The sequence below is a fragment of the Allokutzneria oryzae genome (assembly GCF_042429765.1).
GTDB classification, from domain to species: Bacteria; Actinomycetota; Actinomycetes; order Mycobacteriales; family Pseudonocardiaceae; genus Allokutzneria; species Allokutzneria oryzae.
Genome location: NZ_JBHLZU010000002.1, coordinates 113,779 through 132,140 on the forward strand (window position 1 = coordinate 113,779; position 18,362 = coordinate 132,140).

At 72.6% G+C, this 18,362-nt stretch carries 17 protein-coding genes; 11 read left to right on the plus strand and 6 right to left on the minus strand.

Going from position 1 to position 18,362, the window contains the following annotated elements; translation table 11 throughout:
* Positions 1-49 precede the first annotated feature (49 nt).
* Positions 50-940 (plus strand): PI-PLC domain-containing protein, encoded by an 891-nt coding sequence (locus ACFFQA_RS00905; RefSeq protein WP_377849569.1) that lies wholly within the window; start codon positions 50-52, stop codon positions 938-940.
* Here the strand turns inward: ACFFQA_RS00905 and ACFFQA_RS00910 are convergent.
* On the minus strand, positions 937-1,536 hold the full coding sequence (locus ACFFQA_RS00910) for a GNAT family N-acetyltransferase (protein ID WP_377849570.1): 600 nt from the start codon (positions 1,534-1,536) through the stop codon (positions 937-939). The genes ACFFQA_RS00905 and ACFFQA_RS00910 overlap by 4 nt on opposite strands.
* Positions 1,533-2,021 (minus strand): YbaK/EbsC family protein, encoded by a 489-nt coding sequence (locus ACFFQA_RS00915; RefSeq protein WP_377849571.1) that lies wholly within the window; start codon positions 2,019-2,021, stop codon positions 1,533-1,535. Before ACFFQA_RS00915 ends, ACFFQA_RS00910 begins: the two co-directional genes overlap by 4 nt.
* Before the next feature lie 157 nt (positions 2,022-2,178).
* Between ACFFQA_RS00915 and ACFFQA_RS00920 the strand changes: the two genes are divergently transcribed.
* The 3 genes from ACFFQA_RS00920 to ACFFQA_RS00930 all read left to right on the plus strand — a co-directional run bounded on the left by ACFFQA_RS00920 (position 2,179) and on the right by ACFFQA_RS00930 (position 4,795).
* Positions 2,179-2,745, plus strand: coding sequence for an SAV_6107 family HEPN domain-containing protein (locus ACFFQA_RS00920; protein WP_377849572.1), 567 nt, complete (start codon positions 2,179-2,181; stop codon positions 2,743-2,745).
* Complete coding sequence (locus tag ACFFQA_RS00925; protein ID WP_377849573.1) at positions 2,742-3,518, plus strand: maleylpyruvate isomerase N-terminal domain-containing protein; 777 nt, start codon at positions 2,742-2,744, stop codon at positions 3,516-3,518. The genes ACFFQA_RS00920 and ACFFQA_RS00925 overlap by 4 nt, the downstream gene beginning before the upstream one ends.
* A gap of 230 nt (positions 3,519-3,748) precedes the next feature.
* Complete coding sequence (locus tag ACFFQA_RS00930; RefSeq protein WP_377849574.1) at positions 3,749-4,795, plus strand: 1-aminocyclopropane-1-carboxylate deaminase; 1,047 nt, start codon at positions 3,749-3,751, stop codon at positions 4,793-4,795.
* A gap of 14 nt (positions 4,796-4,809) precedes the next feature.
* On the opposite strand, the gene ACFFQA_RS00935 is transcribed toward ACFFQA_RS00930, so the two are convergent.
* From ACFFQA_RS00935 to ACFFQA_RS00945, 3 genes are read right to left on the minus strand one after another with little or no spacing between them, the layout of a single operon-like run.
* On the minus strand, positions 4,810-9,471 hold the full coding sequence (locus ACFFQA_RS00935; RefSeq protein ID WP_377849575.1) for an ATP-dependent helicase: 4,662 nt from the start codon (positions 9,469-9,471) through the stop codon (positions 4,810-4,812).
* A gap of 39 nt (positions 9,472-9,510) precedes the next feature.
* Positions 9,511-10,095, minus strand: a complete 585-nt coding sequence (locus tag ACFFQA_RS00940; RefSeq protein WP_377849576.1) for a class I SAM-dependent methyltransferase — start codon at positions 10,093-10,095, stop codon at positions 9,511-9,513.
* Positions 10,095-10,610: a GNAT family N-acetyltransferase gene (locus tag ACFFQA_RS00945; RefSeq protein ID WP_377849577.1), complete on the minus strand. Its 516-nt coding sequence runs from the start codon at positions 10,608-10,610 to the stop codon at positions 10,095-10,097. The genes ACFFQA_RS00940 and ACFFQA_RS00945 overlap by 1 nt, the downstream gene beginning before the upstream one ends.
* Positions 10,611-10,763: 153 nt before the next feature.
* Between ACFFQA_RS00945 and ACFFQA_RS00950 the strand changes: the two genes are divergently transcribed.
* Genes ACFFQA_RS00950 through ACFFQA_RS00960 form a run of 3 tightly spaced genes read left to right on the plus strand, consistent with a single transcriptional unit; the run spans position 10,764 to position 15,044 of the window.
* Positions 10,764-12,590 (plus strand): Hsp70 family protein, encoded by a 1,827-nt coding sequence (locus ACFFQA_RS00950; RefSeq protein WP_377849578.1) that lies wholly within the window; start codon positions 10,764-10,766, stop codon positions 12,588-12,590.
* Between the two features lie 43 nt (positions 12,591-12,633).
* Positions 12,634-13,791, plus strand: coding sequence for an acyl-CoA dehydrogenase family protein (locus ACFFQA_RS00955; protein ID WP_377849579.1), 1,158 nt, complete (start codon positions 12,634-12,636; stop codon positions 13,789-13,791).
* Complete coding sequence (locus tag ACFFQA_RS00960; RefSeq protein WP_377849580.1) at positions 13,788-15,044, plus strand: MFS transporter; 1,257 nt, start codon at positions 13,788-13,790, stop codon at positions 15,042-15,044. The genes ACFFQA_RS00955 and ACFFQA_RS00960 overlap by 4 nt, the downstream gene beginning before the upstream one ends.
* Positions 15,045-15,069: 25 nt before the next feature.
* Here ACFFQA_RS00960 and ACFFQA_RS00965 read toward each other — a convergent pair whose 3' ends face one another.
* Positions 15,070-15,192, minus strand: coding sequence for a hypothetical protein (locus ACFFQA_RS00965; RefSeq protein ID WP_377849581.1), 123 nt, complete (start codon positions 15,190-15,192; stop codon positions 15,070-15,072).
* A gap of 23 nt (positions 15,193-15,215) precedes the next feature.
* Between ACFFQA_RS00965 and ACFFQA_RS00970 the strand changes: the two genes are divergently transcribed.
* From ACFFQA_RS00970 to ACFFQA_RS00985, 4 genes are all read left to right on the plus strand, one after another.
* Positions 15,216-15,410, plus strand: coding sequence for a DUF3046 domain-containing protein (locus tag ACFFQA_RS00970; protein ID WP_377849582.1), 195 nt, complete (start codon positions 15,216-15,218; stop codon positions 15,408-15,410).
* Positions 15,411-15,646: 236 nt separating this feature from the next.
* Positions 15,647-16,693, plus strand: a complete 1,047-nt coding sequence (recA, locus tag ACFFQA_RS00975; protein WP_377849583.1) for a recombinase RecA — start codon at positions 15,647-15,649, stop codon at positions 16,691-16,693.
* A gap of 137 nt (positions 16,694-16,830) precedes the next feature.
* Positions 16,831-17,427, plus strand: a complete 597-nt coding sequence (locus ACFFQA_RS00980) for a regulatory protein RecX (RefSeq protein WP_377849585.1) — start codon at positions 16,831-16,833, stop codon at positions 17,425-17,427.
* 254 nt (positions 17,428-17,681) lie between these two features.
* Positions 17,682-18,353 carry an HAD family hydrolase gene (locus ACFFQA_RS00985; protein WP_377849586.1) on the plus strand — a complete coding sequence of 224 codons (672 nt, stop codon included), beginning with the start codon at positions 17,682-17,684 and terminating at the stop codon, positions 18,351-18,353.
* Positions 18,354-18,362 lie beyond the last annotated feature (9 nt).

Below are 18,362 nucleotides of genomic sequence, written 5' to 3' on the forward strand. Positions count from 1 at the left end.
TCGGGAGCCTTAACGTGACGATCACTCGCGTTGAGTTCTGGAGGGGTGTATGTCCGCAGCGTCGCGCCTGGCCCTTGCCGCTGTACTCGCGGTGCTTCCCGCCGCTCCGGTACCCGCCGAGAAGACCCTCGCCGACCTGACGTACCTGACCTCGCACAACGCCCATGTCAGCACGGGCGACGCGAAGTGGTTCCCGCCCAACCAGGGGCAGAGCCTGCGCAAGCAGCTCACCGACGGCGTGCGCGGACTGATGCTCGACCTGCACATGTACGGCAACGAAGTGCATCTGTGCCACAACGACGGCCGCGAGTGCGGTCCCGTGCCCGGGCTGCACCACGGGATCCCGCGGCAGAGCTTCGCCGGGGCGCTGCGGACGATCGTCGACTTCCTCAACGAGAACCGCGGCGAGGTCGTCACCCTGCTGCTGGAGGACTACGCGGACGCCTCCGCGCTGAGCGGCACCCTGGCCGGGGTCTCCGGGCTCAACGACCTGGTCTTCCGGCCGGACGAGTGGAAGGTCCGCGAGCAGGGCTGGCCGAAGCTGAGCGAGATGGTGGCGCGGAACAAGCGGCTGCTGATGCTCTCCAGCGCCCCCGGGCGCGAGTCGATGGGCGTGTTCTACGGCAAGGACTACACGGTCGAGAACTACTGGAGCATCGGGCCGCTCGGCGACAAGCTGGAGTGCGTCAGCAGGTGGTCGGACGTTCCGCTGAACAAGACCGAGCCGAACTTCACGCGGCTGTTCGTGATGAACCACTTCCGGGACGTGCCGGTGGATCTCGCGGTCCGCTCCGACAACGGGGACAAGCTCGCGAAGCGCGTGCGCGAGACGTGCACCCCGGCCGCCGGGCGCAAGCCGAACTTCGTCGCGGTGGACTTCTACGAGCAGCCGGCCTCCGGTACCCGCCCGGCCAGTGTGGTCGCCGACCTCAACCGCTAGTCCGTCGTGGCGACGGGGTTGGCCTCGATCGGCAGGACGCGGCCCAGCACGGCGAAGGGTCGGGGGTCGCCGGTGAACTGGTAGTGGCGCAGCACGTCCTGGAACCCGAGCCTGCGGTAGAGCTTCCACGCGCGCGTGGGGCCCTCCGGCGTGGACAGCAGCACGCGCTCGGAGTCCACCGTGCCGACCAGGCGGCGCAGCAGCGCCTCGCCGAGGCCGCGCGCCTGCGCGTCCGGGCGCACGTGCAGCTCGGTCAGCTCGAAGTAGTCCCGCATCCACTCGTCCACAGTGGACGGTTCGGCGTCGGTCCGCGCGGTCAGCCCGCGGCGCACCTGCTCGTGCCACCACTGGCCGGCCGCGCCCCGGTAGCCGTAGGAGATCCCGGCGAGCGCCTCGTTCTCGTCCAGCGCCACCACGCAACGCCAGCCCTCGCGCATCATGTGCGCCAGCCACATCGGCGCCCGCTGGCGGACGGTGTCGGGCGGGTAGTCCATGGCGGCGACGTAGAGCTCCAGCGCCTCGTCCAGCCTCGGGCGCAGGTCCGCGGCGGAGAGCTCGATCAGCCGCTGCTGTTCCGGGCGGGGGGCCAACGTCACCTGGCCACCTCCGCGGGGGTGCCGCCGGTGAGCGCGACCAGGTCGGCGAAGGTGGTGGGGAAGACCGCCTTCGGGTGCCCCGCGGCCGCCCAGACCCGGGGGTGGTTCGCCAGGGCGCTGTCGACCACCGTCCTGATCGGCGCCGGGTGGCCGACCGGCGCGACGCCGCCGATGGCCTGCCCGGTGTGCTCGCGGACGAAGTCCGGGGCGGCCCTGCCGACCTCGTCCACGCCGACCAGGTCGGCGAGCAGCGCGGTGTCGGCCCGGTGCGCGCCGGAGGTCAGCACCAGCAGCGGGGCGCCGTCGGCGGTGAAGACCAGGCTGTTGGCGATCGCGCCCACCTCGACGCCGAGCGCGGCGGCGGCCTGCGCGGCGGTGCGGACGTCGTCGGTCAGCACGCGGACCCCGGCCGCGGCCGAATCGAGCCCGGCCTCGGCGAGTGCGGTGACGACCTTGTGGATGCCGGGGTGGTCCAGTGAGCTCACCGCCTCATCAGACCACGTCCCCGCCGCCGGGGCCCGTCCCGCCCCCGGAACTGTCCTGAACCGGCCCGGACCTGGACTCTCTTGAGACTGTCAGACCCCACGGGTATCGTTGGTGATGTTCGAACGGGTGTTCGAAGCCTGAGTCCTCGGGGACTCGGTGCCGACGCTGCTCGGACGACGCTCGGTGGCGGGGTGGGGGAAGCACTCCGCCACCGAGCACCGCCGGCTTCCCCTCGGCAACCCGTCGATCACTGACGTCACCCTGGAGGCCGAGATGTCCGTCCCTCTGCACTTCCCGGTCCCGTCCCCCCGCCGTCCCGACAACGCCAACGCGGCGGTGCCCGCGCCCCGCAACCCGCAGGCCGTCGCGCTGTTCGCGCACGCCGTGCGCACGCTGCACGAGGCGGAGGGCTCCACCTCTCCCGCCGACCGCTACACGGTGGCCTACCTCGCGGCGATCCGCGGCTCGGCCGCCGTGCTCGCGATGCGCGGCCGCCCGCACCGGGCCCGCTCCCGCCCGGCCAGCGTCTGGGAGCTGCTCGTCACCAACGCCCCTGAGCTGCGCGAATGGGCGGCGTTCTTCGCCGCGGGCTCCTCGCGCAGGGCCGCGGTGCAGGCGGGTGCCAGCCGCCTGGTCGACGCCGACGTCGCCGACGACCTGGTCCGCCGCACCGGCGAGTTCCTGGCACTGGTCAGGCGGATCGTGCACGGGGCGGGGCGGTGAGCGGCGCGGCTCTCATCGATCACGGCAGGCTGCTCGACGTCCTGGTGACCGAGGGCGAGACGCTCGCCGACTCGGCGCACCCGGGCGCGACGGACCTCCCGGTCCCCGGCCGTCCGGGGCTCACCGTCGGCGCGGTGCTGCGCCAGGCCACCGACGGCTACCGGGGCGCGCTGGCGTGGATGCGCACGCGCGGCACGCCCGCGTGGCCGGTGCCGGAGCAGCGCGATCCGGACGCCGACGCGCACGACCAGCGCGGCGTGCTGCGGGCCAGCCTCGTCGACCTCGTGGTGAAGCTGGGCGAGCACGAGCCGGAGGACCCCTGTCCCAGCTGGTGGCCGCAGGACCAGACCTACGGCTTCTGGCGGCGGCGGATGGCGCACGAGAGCACGATGCACCGCATCGACGTGCAGGCGGCGCTCGGCGGCACGGTGCTCGACGTGCCGGAGGACGTGGCGCTGGACGGGGTCGACGAGGTGCTGCTGCTGTGGCTCGGCCACCGCCTGCGCACCAGGGGCATCACCGGTCCGCACCGCTGCGCGCTCGGTGTCCGCACCGCCGACCACGCCTGGTACGTCCGCGTGGAGCCGGAGGGCATCTCGGTGTTCCGCGCCGCGCCCACCGGGCTGACCAACGTGGACGCGATCATCACCGGCGAGCCCGCGGCGATCTACCGCTGGCTGTGGGGCCGCGCGCCCGACCACACGGTCCGCCTGGTCGGTGACCGGCACGCCTCGGCGCAGCTCTGGGCTCTGCTCCGCCTGGCCACCGCCTGACCCTCGCCGTGCGGAGGAACCCGATGCGCCCATTCGTAAGGCTCGGCGCAACGAACGGCGCATCGGGTTCACACCTCCGCCGACTGCCGTGACCGGGTCCTGGGTGGTTCTGTTCCGTGAGGCAGCCGTTCGGCGACGATCGCCGTTGCTTCGGCTGGCTGACCAGGACAACCACCATCGCTGTCGCGCGCACCGGGCAAGCTGGCCGGAACCGCCGCGAGGAGGAAAGCATGTCGTCTGATCCTGCCGACCAGCCCGGACCCGGCCCGCTGCGCCAGGGGCTGGCGGGGCTGCCGCGCTATCCGCTGTTGTTCGGCCCGTCCCCGGTGCACGAGCTGGAGCGGCTGAGCGCCCACCTCGGTGGCGCGCGCGTCTGGGCGAAGCGCGAGGACTGCAACTCCGGTCTGGCCTACGGCGGCAACAAGACCCGCAAGCTGGAGTACCTGCTCGCCGACGCGCTCGTCCAGGGCTGCGACACCCTCGTCTCCATCGGCGGCGTGCAGTCCAACCACACCCGTCAGGTCGCCGCCGCGGCGGCCCGCGCGGGGCTGCGCTGCGTGCTGGTGCAGGAGAGCTGGGTGGAGTGGCCGGACCCGGTCTACGACCGCGTCGGCAACATCCTGCTGAGCCGGATGATGGGCGCCGACGTGCGGCTGGTGCAGGCGGAGTTCGACATCGGCGTCCGCCCCAGCTGGGAGGCGGCACTCGCCGACGTGCGCGCCGACGGCGGCACGCCGTACCCGATCCCGGCGGGCGCCTCCGACCACAGGCTTGGCGGCATGGGCTTCGCGGGCTGGGCGGCCGAGGTCGCCGAGCAGGAGCGCGAGCTGGGCGTCTTCTTCGACACCATCGTGGTCTGCTCGGTCACCGGCTCCACGCAGGCCGGGATGGTCGCGGGCTTCGCGGCGCTCGACGGCCCACCGCGCCGGATCATCGGCATCGACGCCTCGGCGGCGCCCGAGGCCACCGAGGACCAGATCACCCGCATCGCCGAGGGCACCGCGTCCCTGCTCGGTGTCGACGGGCTGCCGCCAGTGGTGCTCGACGACCGCTACCACGCGGGCGTCTACGGCGTTGCCGACGAGCGCACCCTCGCGGCCATGCGCGTGGCGGCCCGCCTCGAAGGCATGGTCACCGACCCGGTCTACGAGGGGAAGTCCATGGCGGGCCTGATCGACCTGGTCAGCTCCGGTGAGATCCCCCGCGACTCCACGGTGCTCTACGCCCACCTGGGCGGCCAACCCGCCCTGAACGCCTACAGCGCCCTGTTCCCCTAGTCGAACGACAGGCGTCAGGCGCGGAGGCGGAGGCCCTTGGGCGTGGCCCGGAAGCCCACCTCGCGGAGGATGGCCGCGAGGTGGGAGGTGAGGGCACCTTCGCCGTCCGCTCGTTGCACCGCGAGCTGGCCCAGCCAGCCGTCGTGGACCGCTCCCGCGAGGACGTCGGCCGCCGCTCGCAGCGCCGGTTCCTCTTCGGTGAAGGACAGCAGGGAACGGCCGCCTCGTTCGACGTAGAACACCGGTTGGCCGTCGACGAGGACCGCGAGGGCGCCCGCCTTGCGGGCCGGGCGGTGCTTGGTGTCGCCGATCGGCGCGGGCCAGTCGAGTGCGGCGCCGTAGGGCTGGGCCGGGTCCGCGGCGGCGAGGACCACCGCTGTCGGCTCGGAGTCGCGCGAGCGGCCCGACGTGGCGGAGAGCGCACGGAGGCGATCGACCGCGCCGTGCGCCGCGAACTGGGCGGCACCGAGACCGTCGACCACGTAGCCGCGGACGACCTGGCCGGACTCCTCCATGGCCCGGAGCACCCGGTAGACGCCCGCGAAGCCGCCGGTGACGCGCTCGGTGTCCAGTGCGCCCCTGGTCAGCACGCCGTGGCGCTCCAGGAACGCCTCCGCGCGGGCGTGCGCGCGACGAGTGGGGTCGGTCTCGCGCTCCGGGGCGAGGGTCCAGCGGCCCGCCACGGTCGGTGGCCCTGTTCGGCTCGGCATCGCCGGGCGAGGGGTGCGCAGGCGCGCGTAACGACCGCGCGGGGCGGAGCGCCGGGGTTTGTGCGCCGCGCCCTTGCCCGAGACCAGTGCGCGCAGTGGGGCGAGGGTGTCGTTGGTGACCTGGCCCGACCAGACCAGGTCCCACAGCGCGGCGATCACCGCCGCGTCGTCGACGGGGTCGTCGAGGGCGCCGGTCACGCGATCGGTCAGCTGCCGGAAGAACTGCGCTCCACCGTCCAAAGTGGATAGCAGCGCCCGGTGCAGCGGGCCGTCGGGGGCCTCCGCTTCGGCCTCCGGCAGCAACAGGTCGGCCAGATCCGTTGGGGCCAAAGCGATCCAGCCGTCTCCGCCCGCGAGGGAGCCGCAGCCGGTCCACGAGACCTCGCCGGTCGCGGTCAGCTCGTCGAGCAGGGCGGGGGAGTAGCCGGGCAGTCGCGCGGGCAGGATCAGCGACTCCAGCGCGCTCGCCGGAAGCGGTGCCCCCGCGAGCTGCTCGACCACCGTCATCAGGTCGTCGACGGTCGCCGCCGAACGCGGGGCGAACTGGCCTCGGGTCGCGCGACCCCTGCCGCCGATGCCGTGCCAGGACGGCAGGAACCGGCCGAGTGCCGCCTGTTCGACCGGCTCCACCTCCGCGCGCAGCTTCGCCAGCGACGCGCGCCGCAGGCGTCGGAGCACCTCGGCGTCACAGAACTCCGCCGAAGGTCCGCCTGCGGGATCGAGCGCCGTGACCGGTGCGCTGTCGGCCGAGGGCAGCGGGCGCAGTTCGCCGCGAACCAGCCGTCCGGTTCCCGCGAGCCGCTCCAACACCCCGGTGACCACGGCGACACCGAGCCCGAAGCGGTGCGCGGCCTCGGCCGCCGAGAACGGGCCACGGGTGCGGGCGTAACGGGAGAGCAGGTCGCCGAGCGGGTCGGCCACCGGTTCGGTGAACGCCTCCGGGACGCCGACCGGCAGGGCGACGCCGAGCGCGTCGCGCACGCGGCCCGCGTCCTCGATCGCGATCCACCGCTGCTGGCCTGCGATGCGGACCTGGATGACCCGCCGCTGGGTTTCCAGGTCGCTGAGCCACTCCTCAAGGACACCGCGCGCCGCGGCCTCCACTGTGGACAGTTCACCGAGTGCGCGCAGCAGGTCCGCGGCGTCCTCGGCGTCGCGGGCCCGCCGGTCCGGGCTCAGCCGCTGGAGCTGGGCCTGCACCTCGGCCAGCACGTCGGGGTCGAGCAGCTCGCGGATCGCCTCGGAGCCGAGCAGCTCCGCCAGCAGCGCCGAGTCCAGCGACAGCGCCGCGGCGCGCCGCTCCGCCAAGGGCGCGTCGGTCTCGTAGAGGAACATCCCCACGTAGCCGAAGAGCAGGCTGCGGGCGAAGGGCGACGCGGTCGGCGTCTCCACCTCGACCACGCGCACCTTGCGGGAGCGCACCTCGGCCATCAGCTCGCGCAGGCCGGGCAGGTCGTAGACGTCCTGGACGCACTCCCGCATGGCCTCCAGCACCACCGGGAACCGCTCGTACTTCGCGGCGACCGACAGCAGCTGCGATGCGCGTTGCCGCTGCTGCCACAACGGTGACCGGCGGCGCGGATCGCGGCGCGGCAGCAGCAGCGAGCGGGCGGCGCACTCGCGGAAGCGGGCGGCGAACAGGGCGGAGCCGCCCAGCTCGGCGACCACGATCTGCTCCACCTCCTCGGGGTTGATCAGCACGTCCTCCGCGGTCGGCAGGATGTCCGCGCCCGCGTCGTCGAAGCCGTCGTCGAGCCCCACCGTGGGCAGCCGCAGCACGATCCCGTCGTCGGAGTGCGCCAGCTGCGGGTCCCAGCCGTGCTTCTCGCGCAGGTGGGCGCCGATCGCCAGCGCCCACGGCGCGTTGACCTGCGCGCCGAACGGGGAGTGCACGACGAGGCGCCAGTCGCCGAGCTCGTCGCGGAAGCGCTCGACCAGGATCGTCCTGTCGTTCGGCAGGTGCCGGGTGGCCGCGCGTTGTTCGGCGAGGTAGTCGAGCAGGTTCCGCGTCGCCCGCTCGTCGAGCCCGGCCTCCGCCGCCCGCCGCCCGGCGGCTTCAGTGTCCATAGTGGACAGTTCGCGGACGAACCTGCCCAGCGCGCGGCCCAGCTCCAGCGGGCGGCCCAGCGCGTCACCCTTCCAGAACGGCAGCCGCGCTGGCTGGCCCGGCGCGGGCGTGACGATCACGCGGTCGTGTGTGATGTCCTGGACCTGCCAGGAGGAGGTGCCCAGCAGGATCACGTCGCCGACGCGCGACTCGTAGACCATCTCCTCGTCGAGCTCGCCCACCCGCGAGCCGCCCTTGCCGTCCTCACCGGGCGTGGTCACGGTGAACAGGCCGCGGTCGGGGATCGTGCCGCCCGAGGTCACCGCGAGCCGCTGCGCGCTCGGTCGTCCCTTGAGCACTCCGGTGACGCGGTCCCAGGTGATCCGCGCGCGCAGCTCGCCGAACTCCTCGCTGGGGTAGCGCCCCGCGAGCATGTCGAGCACCGCGTGCAGCGCCGAGTCCGGCAGCGACGCGAACGGAGCCGCTCCTCGCACCACGGCGGCCAGCTCGTCGACCGTCCACGGCTCCATCGCGGTCATCGCGACCACGTGCTGCGCCAGCACGTCGAGGGGGTTGCGGGGATAGCGCAGCGCCTCGATCGAACCCGAGGCCATCCGCTCGGCCACCACCGCGCAGGACAGCAGGTCGCCGCGGAACTTCGGGAACACCACGCCCCTGGACACCGCGCCCACCTGGTGACCGGCGCGGCCGACGCGTTGCAGCCCCGACGCGACCGTCGGCGGGGCCTCCACCTGGATCACCAGGTCCACCGCGCCCATGTCGATGCCGAGCTCCAGCGACGAGGTCGCCACGACGCACGGCAGCCTGCCCGCCTTCAGCTCCTCCTCGACCAGCGTCCGCTGTTCGCGCGCCATGGAACCGTGGTGCGCCTTGGCGACGACCGTCGTCGCGCCCGTGGTGATGCCCGAGCCGCCGACCGCATCGGCCGGGAAGCGTTCCAGGGCCTGGGGTTCGCTCGCCAGCTCGTTGAGCCGGGAGGTCAGTCGCTCCGCCAGCCGCCGCGAGTTGGCGAAGACGATCGTGGAGCGGTGCCGCCGCACCAGGTCGAGAATCCGTTCCTCCACGGCGGGCCAGATCGACGGCCGCCTGGCCGCGCCCGCCGCCGAGCCGCTGATCACCTCGTCCTCCGGCGGCGGGTCCGCCGGTCGGTCCAACGTGGACATGTCCTCGACCGGGACCTCGACCCGGACCTCCACCGCCTTGCGGTTCTCCGGCCGCACCACCCGGACCGGGCGCCCGCCCGCGAGGAAGGAGGTGACCTCCTCGACCGGCCGCACGGTCGCGGACAGGCCGATCCGCTGCGCCGGGCGCTCCAGCAGGGCGTCCAGCCGCTCCAGCGACAGCGCCAGGTGCGCGCCGCGCTTGGTCCCGGCGACCGCGTGCACCTCGTCGACGATCACCGTGCGCACCCCGGCGAGCGACTCCCGCGCCGCCGAGGTCAGCAGCAGGAACAGCGACTCCGGCGTGGTCACCAGCACGTCGGGCGGCCTGCGGGCGAAGGCCCTGCGCTCGTCGGCCGGGGTGTCGCCGGTGCGCATGCCCACCGAGATCCCCGGCTCGGCGAGCCCGAGCCGGTGCGCCGCCTGCCTGATCCCGGTTAGCGGCGCGCGCAGGTTGCGCTCCACGTCCACCGCGAGCGCCTTGAGCGGGGAGACGTAGAGGACCCGGCACCGGTGCCGGGGCTCGGCGGGTGGTTCGGAACGGGCGAGCTGGTCCAGCGCCCAGAGGAACGCCGCCAGGGTCTTGCCGGAGCCGGTCGGCGCGACGACCAGGGCGTGCTCCCCGTCGGCGACCGCGTTCCACGCGCCGGCCTGGGCGTCCGTCGGCGCGGCGAACGCCCCGCGGAACCATTCCCTGGTCGGCGGGGAGAACCTGTCGAGCACCTGGTCAGTGGACACGCGCTCATCCTGAACCAGGGGTCTGACAGCCCGCAGTCCCTAGGGTTTGCGGTAGATCATCGAGTAGCGCCAGAAGAGGTGGCGGCGCACGCGGTGACCAGGCAGGACCCGGTCCGCGTCGGTCCGGATGTCCGCGAGCGTCATCGAGTGGTCGGCGACTGGCGGCGTGACCTCGGCCTGCTTCCTGGTCACGGCGTTGAACAGCAGGTTCACCGGAGCCGCCGAGAGGCTGATCGCCCAGTCCGACACGGTCTGCTCGCGGTAGAGCCCCAGGACCGCCAGCACTCCGCCGGGGCGCAGCGAGTCCCGCAGCCGCTCCAACGCATCGGGGAACGACGGCAGGTGGTGCACGGTCGCGATGCAGGAGACGAAGTCGTAGCGCGCCGCGTCGATGCCCATCAGGTCGCAGACGCGGAACTCGATGTTCCCGGCGCCCATCGACCGCGTGCGGGCCAGGTCGATCATTTCGGCGGAGGTGTCCACCGCGTCGACCCATCCCGCGTGTCGCGCGAGTCGTCTGGCGAAGCTGCCGCCGCCGCAGCCGACATCGAGTGCGTCCGCGCAGTGCGAAGGCACGTGCCGCAACAGGGTCCGGTGGTAGAAGTCATTGTGGTTGAAAGGCATCACCTATAGGACGCGTCTGTTCCCTCTGCGGTTGTCACCCACCGCCAACGCAGTTCGCCGTCGACCACGGTGTCGGTCCGCGTCAGGCCGGCCGCCTCGGCCACAGAAGCGGACGCGGCATGCGCGGGGTGAACGTGCGCGACGATCTCCCTGACGCCTGTTGAGCGCAGCCAGTCCGCCAACGCGCGCGCGGACTCCGAAGCGATCCCACGTCCCTGCCACGGTGTGCCGACAACCCACGCGATCTCCGCGCGGCCTTCGGCGACGGTGGCCTGCACGTAGCCGGTCAGCCGGTCTTCCCCGCGCAACCTGATCACGAGGTTCAGCCAGGTCACGGCCGGATCGGGAGAACCGGCCACCTGCCGCTCGTACCGCAGGCGCAGCTGTTCGGCCGTCGCGGGTTCACCGCCGGTGAACTCGTGCAGCGCGGGGTCGGCCAGCACGCCCGTCATCTCCTCCGCGTGCTCCACACGAAGTGGAACCAGATCGAGACGTTCGGTGCTCAAGGGGCGCATGACGGCCGACCGTAGCCATGATCACGCCCTCCGCCGAACGGATTACCGCCCAATCTGGGCAACCCCGCCACGTGGCCGAACGCCGACATGGCAGCATCACACCCCGGCGTCCATTCCGGACGCTCCGCGTCCCGTGACGACAAGGGGAGAGCAGTGCGCGTCCTGTCGGTGGACCTGGGTACGTCCAACACCGTTGCCGTGTTGTCAGCACACGGCAGGCCACCACGCGTGGTCGAGGTCGACGGCTCGGCGACGATGCCCTCGGCGGTCTTCGCCAGCGAGGACGGCGGACTGGTCGTCGGAAGGGACGCCGAGCGGCGCGCCCGCCTCGACCCGGCTCGCTTCGAGCCGAACCCCAAGCGCCGGGTGGACGACACCACGCTGCTGCTGGGCAACACCGTGATCACGGTGACCGACGCGATGGCCGCGGTGCTCCAGCGCGTCGCCGACGAGACCAAGCGCCAGCTCGGCGGCTCGATGCCGGACGAGGTCCGGCTGACCCATCCCGCGCAGTGGGGCGCGATCCGGCGCAACGTGCTGCTCTCCGCCGCCCGGCTCGCCGGGTTCGGCCCGCAGCTGACCCTGGTTCCCGAGCCGGTCGCCGCCGCCGCCCACTTCGCCTCCTTCCCGGACCGCTCGCTCGCCCCAGGCCAGGCGCTCGCCGTCTACGACCTCGGCGCGGGCACCTTCGACGTCGCCGTGGTCGGGGCCACCCCGAACGGCTTCGTTGTGCTCGCCGAGAACGGCCTGCCCGACCTCGGCGGCCTCGACGTCGACCACGCGCTGCTGGTGCACGTCGGCCGCGAGGTCTCCTACCGCGACCCGGAGAAGTGGCAGCGCGTGCTGCGCCCGGAGTCCACCGGCGACCGGCGCGCCCGCCGCACCCTGCTGGAGGACGTGAAGTCCGCCAAGGAGGCGCTCTCCCGGCACCCGCAGACCGAGGTGCCGATGCCGGAGCCCTTCGACGACGTGCTGGTCACCCGTGCCGAGCTGGAGGCGCTGATCCGCCCCAGCCTGCTGCGCAGCACCGAGCTGCTCGCCGACACCATCGCCTCGGCGGGGCTGAGCCCGGAGTCGCTCGCGGGCATCTACCTCGTCGGCGGCTCCAGCCGCATCCCGCTGGTGGCCAAGCTGATCTCCGAGCGGCTGCGCGTGGTCCCGACCAGCCTGGACCAGCCGGAGACCGCGGTCGCGCTCGGCGCGCACCACGTGCCCCAGGACGGCACCAGCGCCCGCACCGGACAGCTCCCGCCGCCGCAGGAGCTCTACCAGGGCGGGGTCACCGCGCCGTACCCCACCACCGTCACCACCGGCCCGGCCTACCCGACCACCGGCCCGCAGCAGGTGCAGCACCAGCCCGCGCCGCAGTACGGCGGCTTCCCGGCCCAGGGGCAGCCGAAGCCGAAGCCGAAGAGCTCCAAGCCGCTGCTCATCGGCGTGGCCGCGGCCGTGGTGGTCGCGCTCGCGGTGGTGCTCGGCGTGGTCCTGCTCAACGGCTCCGGCCTGCCCAGCGCCAGTGACTGCCAGGAGCAGGGCGAGGCCGACCCCAAGGGCTTCACCGAGTGCACCCGCCAGCTCGCAGGCTCCCTCGCCGACACCGTCAAGTGCGAGCAGGGGGTGGGCAGCCTCGCGCAGGACACGCTCGGCAAGGTCCAGGGCGCGAAGGTGACCTGCCAGCTGCCCGGCTCGCCCGACCTCTCCGTCTCCTACGCCCACCCCCCGGCGAGCACGGTCGGCCAGGACATCGCCAGCACCCTGATCGGCCAGTCCAAGTCCGAGCAGGTCGAGGCGGACTGGGGCGGCAACGGGCTCAACGGCCACTACCAGGCGACCACCATCGACGGCGTCGGCTACCTCGTCTTCACCGTCAAGGACCGCCCGGTGTTCGGGATGATGACGGTGATCGGCGGCTCCGGCACCACGCTCAAGGCCAACGACCTCGCCGACTACTTCGAGAAGCGAGTCCAGCCGGGGACCTGACCGGAGCTATCCCGAGGAGATTCCCGCGTGTCACGATCGGCTGATGCAGCGTGATCTCTTCGAAGCCGACCATGACGCGTTCCGGGAGATGGTGCGCCGTTTCCTCGCCGACGAGGTGCTGCCCCGGCACGAGCGGTGGGAGTCCGACGGCATCGTCCCCAGGGAGATCTGGGCGGCGGCCGGTGAGCTCGGCATGCTCGGCTTCGACATGCCGGAGGAGCACGGCGGCGGTGGCCAACCCGACTTCCGGTTCAACACCGTGGTCAACGAGGAGATCGTCCGCGCGGGCGCGACCGGCCTCGGGTTCGGCCTGCACACCGACGTCGTCGGCCCGTACCTGCGAGACCTGGCCGACGACGAGCAGAAGCGCAGGTGGCTGCCCGGGTTCTGCTCCGGCGAGCTGATCACCGCCGTCGCCATGAGCGAGCCGGGCGCGGGCTCGGACCTGCAGGGCATCCGCACCTACGCGCGCCGCGACGGCTCGGACTACGTGCTCAACGGCTCGAAGATCTTCATCACCAACGGCATCAACGCCGACCTGGTGCTGGTGGTGGTCAAGACCGACCCGGAGGCGCCGGGCAGCAAGGGGCTGAGCCTGCTCGCCGTGGAGCGCGGGATGGCCGGGTTCTCCCGCGGCCGCAACCTGGACAAGATCGGCCTGAAGGCCCAGGACACCGCTGAGCTGTTCTTCGAGGACGTGCGGGTGCCCGCCGAGAACCTCGTCGGTGAGGAGAACCGCGGCTTCTACCACCTGATGGCGATGCTGCCGCAGGAGCGGCTCTCCGTCGCCGTCGGCTCGATCGCCACGGTCAGCGCCGCACTGGACCTGACCAAGGAGTACGTGCGCGGGCGCAAGGCGTTCGGGCGCAGCGTCGGCTCGTTCCAGAACACCCGCTTCGAGCTCGCCGAGATGGAGACCGAGTACTGGGTCACCCAGGTCTTCACCGACCGCTGCATCCGCGACCTCAACGCGGGCGGGCTGTCCGCGACCGACGCGGCCATGGCCAAGCTGTGGACCTCCGAGCTGGCCAGGAAGGTCGCCGACCGCTGCCTGCAGCTGCACGGCGGCTACGGCTACATGAGCGAGTACCCGATCTCCAAGCTCTTCCTCGACGGTCGGGTGCAGGCCATCTACGCGGGCACCAACGAGATCATGAAGGAGATCATCGGACGGTCGTTGCGCCTGGAAGACACGCAGTGACGGGAGTGCTGGACCGGCCGCTGGCCGCGGTGCAGCGCCGGGTGCTCGGCACGCTCACCGCCAGCCAGGTGCTCGGTGGGATCGGCGTGGCCACCGGTGTCACGGTCAGCTCGCTCGCCGCCTCCGCGCTGTCCGGCTCCGATGTGGTCGGCGGGATGGCGCAGACCAGCGTGGTGGTGGGCGCCGCGCTGCTGTCGTTGCCCGCCGCCCGGCTCGCCGAGCGCAGGGGCCGCAGACCCGCGTTGATCATGGGCTACGGCCTGGCCGCGGTCGGCGCGGCGGTGGCCGCGACCGCCATCGCGCTCGGCACGTGGCCGCTGCTGCTGGCCGCGCTCGTGCTGGTGGGCGGGGGCAGCACCGCCAACCTCGCGGCCCGCTACGCCGCCACTGACCTCGCCGCCCCGGACCGCAGGGCCCGCTCGCTGTCGCTGGTGGTGTGGGCGACCACGGTCGGCGCGGTGGCCGGGCCCAACCTCGCAGAACCCGCGCAGCGGCTGGCCGGGGCGGTCGGGCTGGCCGAGCGGTCCGGCCCGTTCCTGTTGTCGGTGCTGGGCTTCGGCGCGGCGGCGGCCTGGGTGTGGTTCGGCCTGCGCCCCGACCCGCTGGTGCTGGCGCGCTCCGGGCTGGAGCCCGAGCCGGGGCCGTCCTGTCCCGCACACGGCGGCGCGGTCCGGCTGCGCTGGCCCGGCAGGCTGGCCAACCTTCACCCGATGGGCTGGTTGGCGCTCGGCGGCATCGTGCTGTGCCACACCGCGATGGTCGGCCTGATGACCATGACCCCGGTGCACATGGACCACGGCGGGGCCTCGCTCACCCTGGTCGGGGTGGTGATCAGCCTGCACATCGCGGGCATGTACGCGGCAAGCCCGGTGTTCGGCTGGATGGCCGACCGCTGGGGCAGGGTGCCGGTCCTGGCGACGGCGGCGGCCCTGGTGGTCGCGGCGGCCGGGGTGGCGGGCACGGCGGCCTCGCACGACGCGCCGCAGTTGGCCGTGGGGCTGGTGCTGCTCGGTTTCGGCTGGTCAGCCGGGATGGTGTCGGGTTCGGCGCTGCTCACCGAGTCGGTGCCGCTGGCCGACCGGCCCGCCCTGCAGGGCGTGTCCGACCTGGCGATGAACCTCGGCGGCGCGCTCGGCGGGATCACCGCGGGGGTGGTGGTGACGGTGTGGTCCTACCGCGTGCTCGGCCTGGTCGTCGGCTTCGTCGCGCTGCCGTTCCTCGTCCTCTGCCTGCTGCGGTCGCTGCGGCGCTGACCAGCGGCGCTGACCGGGTGGCCGGTCAGCGGTTGCGGTTCTGCCGGAACCAGATCAGCCCGGCAACGATCACGCCGACCAGGCCGCACGCGATGATCAGCTGGCCGATGGGGGAGGAGAGACCGGTGGGGTCGCCGTCGGAGAACACACCCCGAGCGTAGCCTGGCCGCGATGCGTATCACCGTTTTCCGCAGCCGGATGAGCGACGAGTTCGGCGAGGTCCGCGCCGAGCTGATGGCCAGCACGCACGTGTTCTCCGCCCTCGGCGGGCGCACCGTGGACCAGGCCATGGAGGCCGGAATGGACCCCAAGGCGATCTGGCGCGCCGTCTGCGAGGCCTTCGACGTGCCACCGGAACGCCGCTGAACTGCGGTTTTCTCCTCGCTTCCGCCCGTGGGGCGCGCCAGCGTAACCCGCTGGTGTGTCACCGCTGGACTCGAACACCTGTTCGGCTATGGTGTTGTCCACATCGGCACCAGCTATCCACAGATCCCGACCTCGTCGCCCGGACTGTCAGACCTACGCCGTAGCGTCGTCCCCGACCCGGCTCAGGGCCCCATCTGACGGCTAAAGGCGAGGCAGTGAAGCAAGGCAGGAAGCCCATGGCAGCGGTAGCACCCGACCGGGACAAGGCTCTCGAGCTTGCCCTGGCCCAGATCGACAAGCAGTTCGGCAAGGGATCGGTGATGCGCCTGGGTGAGGACACCCGGCCACCGGTCGCGGTGATCCCCACCGGCTCCATCGCACTGGACGTGGCGTTGGGCATCGGCGGCCTGCCCAAGGGCCGCGTCATCGAGGTCTACGGTCCGGAGTCCTCCGGTAAGACCACCGTCGCCCTGCACGCGGTGGCCAACGCCCAGCGCGCGGGCGGCATCGCCGCGTTCATCGACGCGGAGCACGCGCTGGACCCCGAGTACGCCAAGGCGCTCGGCGTGGACACCGACGCCCTGCTGGTGTCCCAGCCGGACACCGGTGAGCAGGCGCTGGAGATCGCCGACATGCTGGTGCGCTCCGGCGCGCTGGACATCCTGGTCATCGACTCCGTCGCGGCCCTGGTGCCGCGCGCGGAGATCGAGGGCGAGATGGGTGACAGCCACGTCGGCCTGCAGGCCCGGCTGATGAGCCAGGCGCTGCGGAAGATGACCAGCGCGCTGAACAACTCCGGCACCACGGCGATCTTCATCAACCAGCTCCGCGAGAAGATCGGCGTGATGTTCGGCAGCCCCGAGACCACCACGGGTGGCAAGGCGCTGAAGTTCTACGCCTCGGTGCGCCTGGACGTGCGCCGCATCGAGACCCTGAAGGAGGGCACCGACGCCGTCGGCAACCGCACCAGGGTCAAGATCGTGAAGAACAAGATGGCCCCGCCGTTCAAGCAGGCGGAGTTCGACATCCTCTACGGCCAGGGCATCAGCCGCGAGGGCTCCCTGATCGACATGGGTGTCGACCAGGGGATCATCCGCAAGTCCGGCGCCTGGTACACCTACGAGGGCGACCAGCTCGGGCAGGGCAAGGAGAACGCCCGCAAGTTCATGCGGGAGAACCCCGACGTCGCCAACGAGATCGAGAAGCGCATCAAGGAGAAGCTCAACATCGGCCCGGCCGTCGCGGAGGGCGAGGAAGCGGCGCCCGCGCCGGTCGAGTTCTGAGCCGCGGGCGGTGACCACGTCCTCTCCCGGCCGGGGCGCGCAGGCATCCCGGCCGGAGGGGCGGTCCCCGCTCCCACCGCGACCCGGCAGGTCCTGCCGGATCCCGTCAGGTCCCGTCGAGAACAGGGTGATCCCCCATGACTCGGCCAGAAGGTCGGTCCTCCCGCGCGGGCGGTTCCGGCCGCTCCCGCCGTCGCGGCGACACCGAGGCGCGTGAGCGGGCGCCCCGCGAGCAGGCCCCGCGCGATCCGGTCGAGCAGGCCCGCGAGATCTGCCTGCGGCTGCTCACGGTGCGCCCCCGCACCCGCGTCGAGCTCGAACAGGCGTTGCGGCGCAAGGAGATCCCGGAGGACGTGATCGCGGCGGTGCTCGACCGCTACAGCGACCTCAAGCTGGTCGACGACGCCGCCTTCGCCGAGCTGTGGGTGCGTTCGCGGCACACCCACCAGGGCATGGCCAAGCGCGCCCTGGTCGCGGAGCTGCGCCGCAAGGGCGTCGACTCCGAGACGGCGGCCGATGCGGCGTCTACTGTGGACAGCGAGGCGGAGGAGGAGCGCGCCCGCGCCCTGGTCCGCCGCAAGATCCCCTCGGTGATGCGCGTAGACGAGCTGGCCCGCGTCCGCCGCCTGGTCGGCATGCTGGCGCGCAAGGGCTACTCCGAGGGCATGGCCTACCGCGTGGTGCGCGAGGAGCTCCGCGCGGCGGGCGAGGAGACCACCCTGCTCGACGAGTAGGGGCGGGGCGAGCAGTCCCACCTCGCCAGCGTCGCAGTGCCCCGGTGACGGCTTTCCCGAGGGTCCCGCGTCGTGGATCCCGGTCCGTTCGCAGCGCCGCGTCTCCTCCATGTCGACGATGCGAGGCTTGTTGGCGTCGAGGAACTCGGGGAACAGCGAACCGCGCAGGCGAGGTCGCACGGCGGTCACCACGACCTCAGGGCGTGGGGGAAATCGCGTTGGGGGTGCCAGCCGGGTTGCCTAGGGTTTGACCAGTGACGAGCCTTGGGACGGCGCTGGGCGCCAAGCACATCGTGTGGGACTGGAACGGCACGCTGCTCAACGACAACGACGCGGTGCTCGCCGCCGTGAACGATGTCTGCGCTGGGTTCGGCCGCCAAGCGCTCACCCTGGACGAGTGGCGCGGCCTGTTCAGCCGCCCGCTGCTCCAGTGCTACGAGCGCGTGCTCGAACGGCCGCTCAGCCTAGACGACTGGGCTCGCATCGACCGGCTGTACCACGAGCGCTATGACCAGCTGCTGCACACGTGCGGGCTCGCCGACGGTGTTCCCGACCTGCTGCACGAGTGGCGGGACGCCGGGCGCACCCAGTCTCTGCTGTCCATGTGGTTCCACGCCCAGCTCGTCCCGCTGATCACCGAGTTCGGGCTCGTCGACCTCTTCCAGCGCGTCGACGGCCTGCGCACCGAGGTCGGCGGCGACTCCAAGGCCGACCACCTGGCGCACCACGTCGAGGCGCAGCGGCTCGACCCCGCCGACGTCGTGCTCATCGGGGACGTGGTCGACGACGCGTTCGCCGCCGCACAGGTCGGCACGCGGTGCGTGCTCGTCACCACCGGCGTGATGAACCGCGCCTCCCTTGAGGCCACCGGAGTGCCCGTCGCGGACTCGATTCCCGAGGCGCTGCACCTGGTTCGCCCCGCCTGACAGCCGGCG

Bases quoted from the DNA above. Each gene is read 5' to 3' on its own strand.
- ACFFQA_RS00945 (WP_377849577.1), bottom strand. From the start codon at position 10,610: ATGCGCCCCTTGAGCACCGAACGTCTCGATCTGGTTCCACTTCGTGTG.
- ACFFQA_RS00980 (WP_377849585.1), top strand. From the start codon at position 16,831: ATGACTCGGCCAGAAGGTCGGTCCTCCCGCGCGGGCGGTTCCGGCCGC.
- ACFFQA_RS00940 (WP_377849576.1), bottom strand. From the start codon at position 10,095: ATGCCTTTCAACCACAATGACTTCTACCACCGGACCCTGTTGCGGCAC.
- ACFFQA_RS00955 (WP_377849579.1), top strand. From the start codon at position 12,634: ATGCAGCGTGATCTCTTCGAAGCCGACCATGACGCGTTCCGGGAGATG.
- ACFFQA_RS00930 (WP_377849574.1), top strand. From the start codon at position 3,749: ATGTCGTCTGATCCTGCCGACCAGCCCGGACCCGGCCCGCTGCGCCAG.
- recA (WP_377849583.1), top strand. From the start codon at position 15,647: ATGGCAGCGGTAGCACCCGACCGGGACAAGGCTCTCGAGCTTGCCCTG.
- ACFFQA_RS00905 (WP_377849569.1), top strand. From the start codon at position 50: ATGTCCGCAGCGTCGCGCCTGGCCCTTGCCGCTGTACTCGCGGTGCTT.
- ACFFQA_RS00970 (WP_377849582.1), top strand. From the start codon at position 15,216: ATGCGTATCACCGTTTTCCGCAGCCGGATGAGCGACGAGTTCGGCGAG.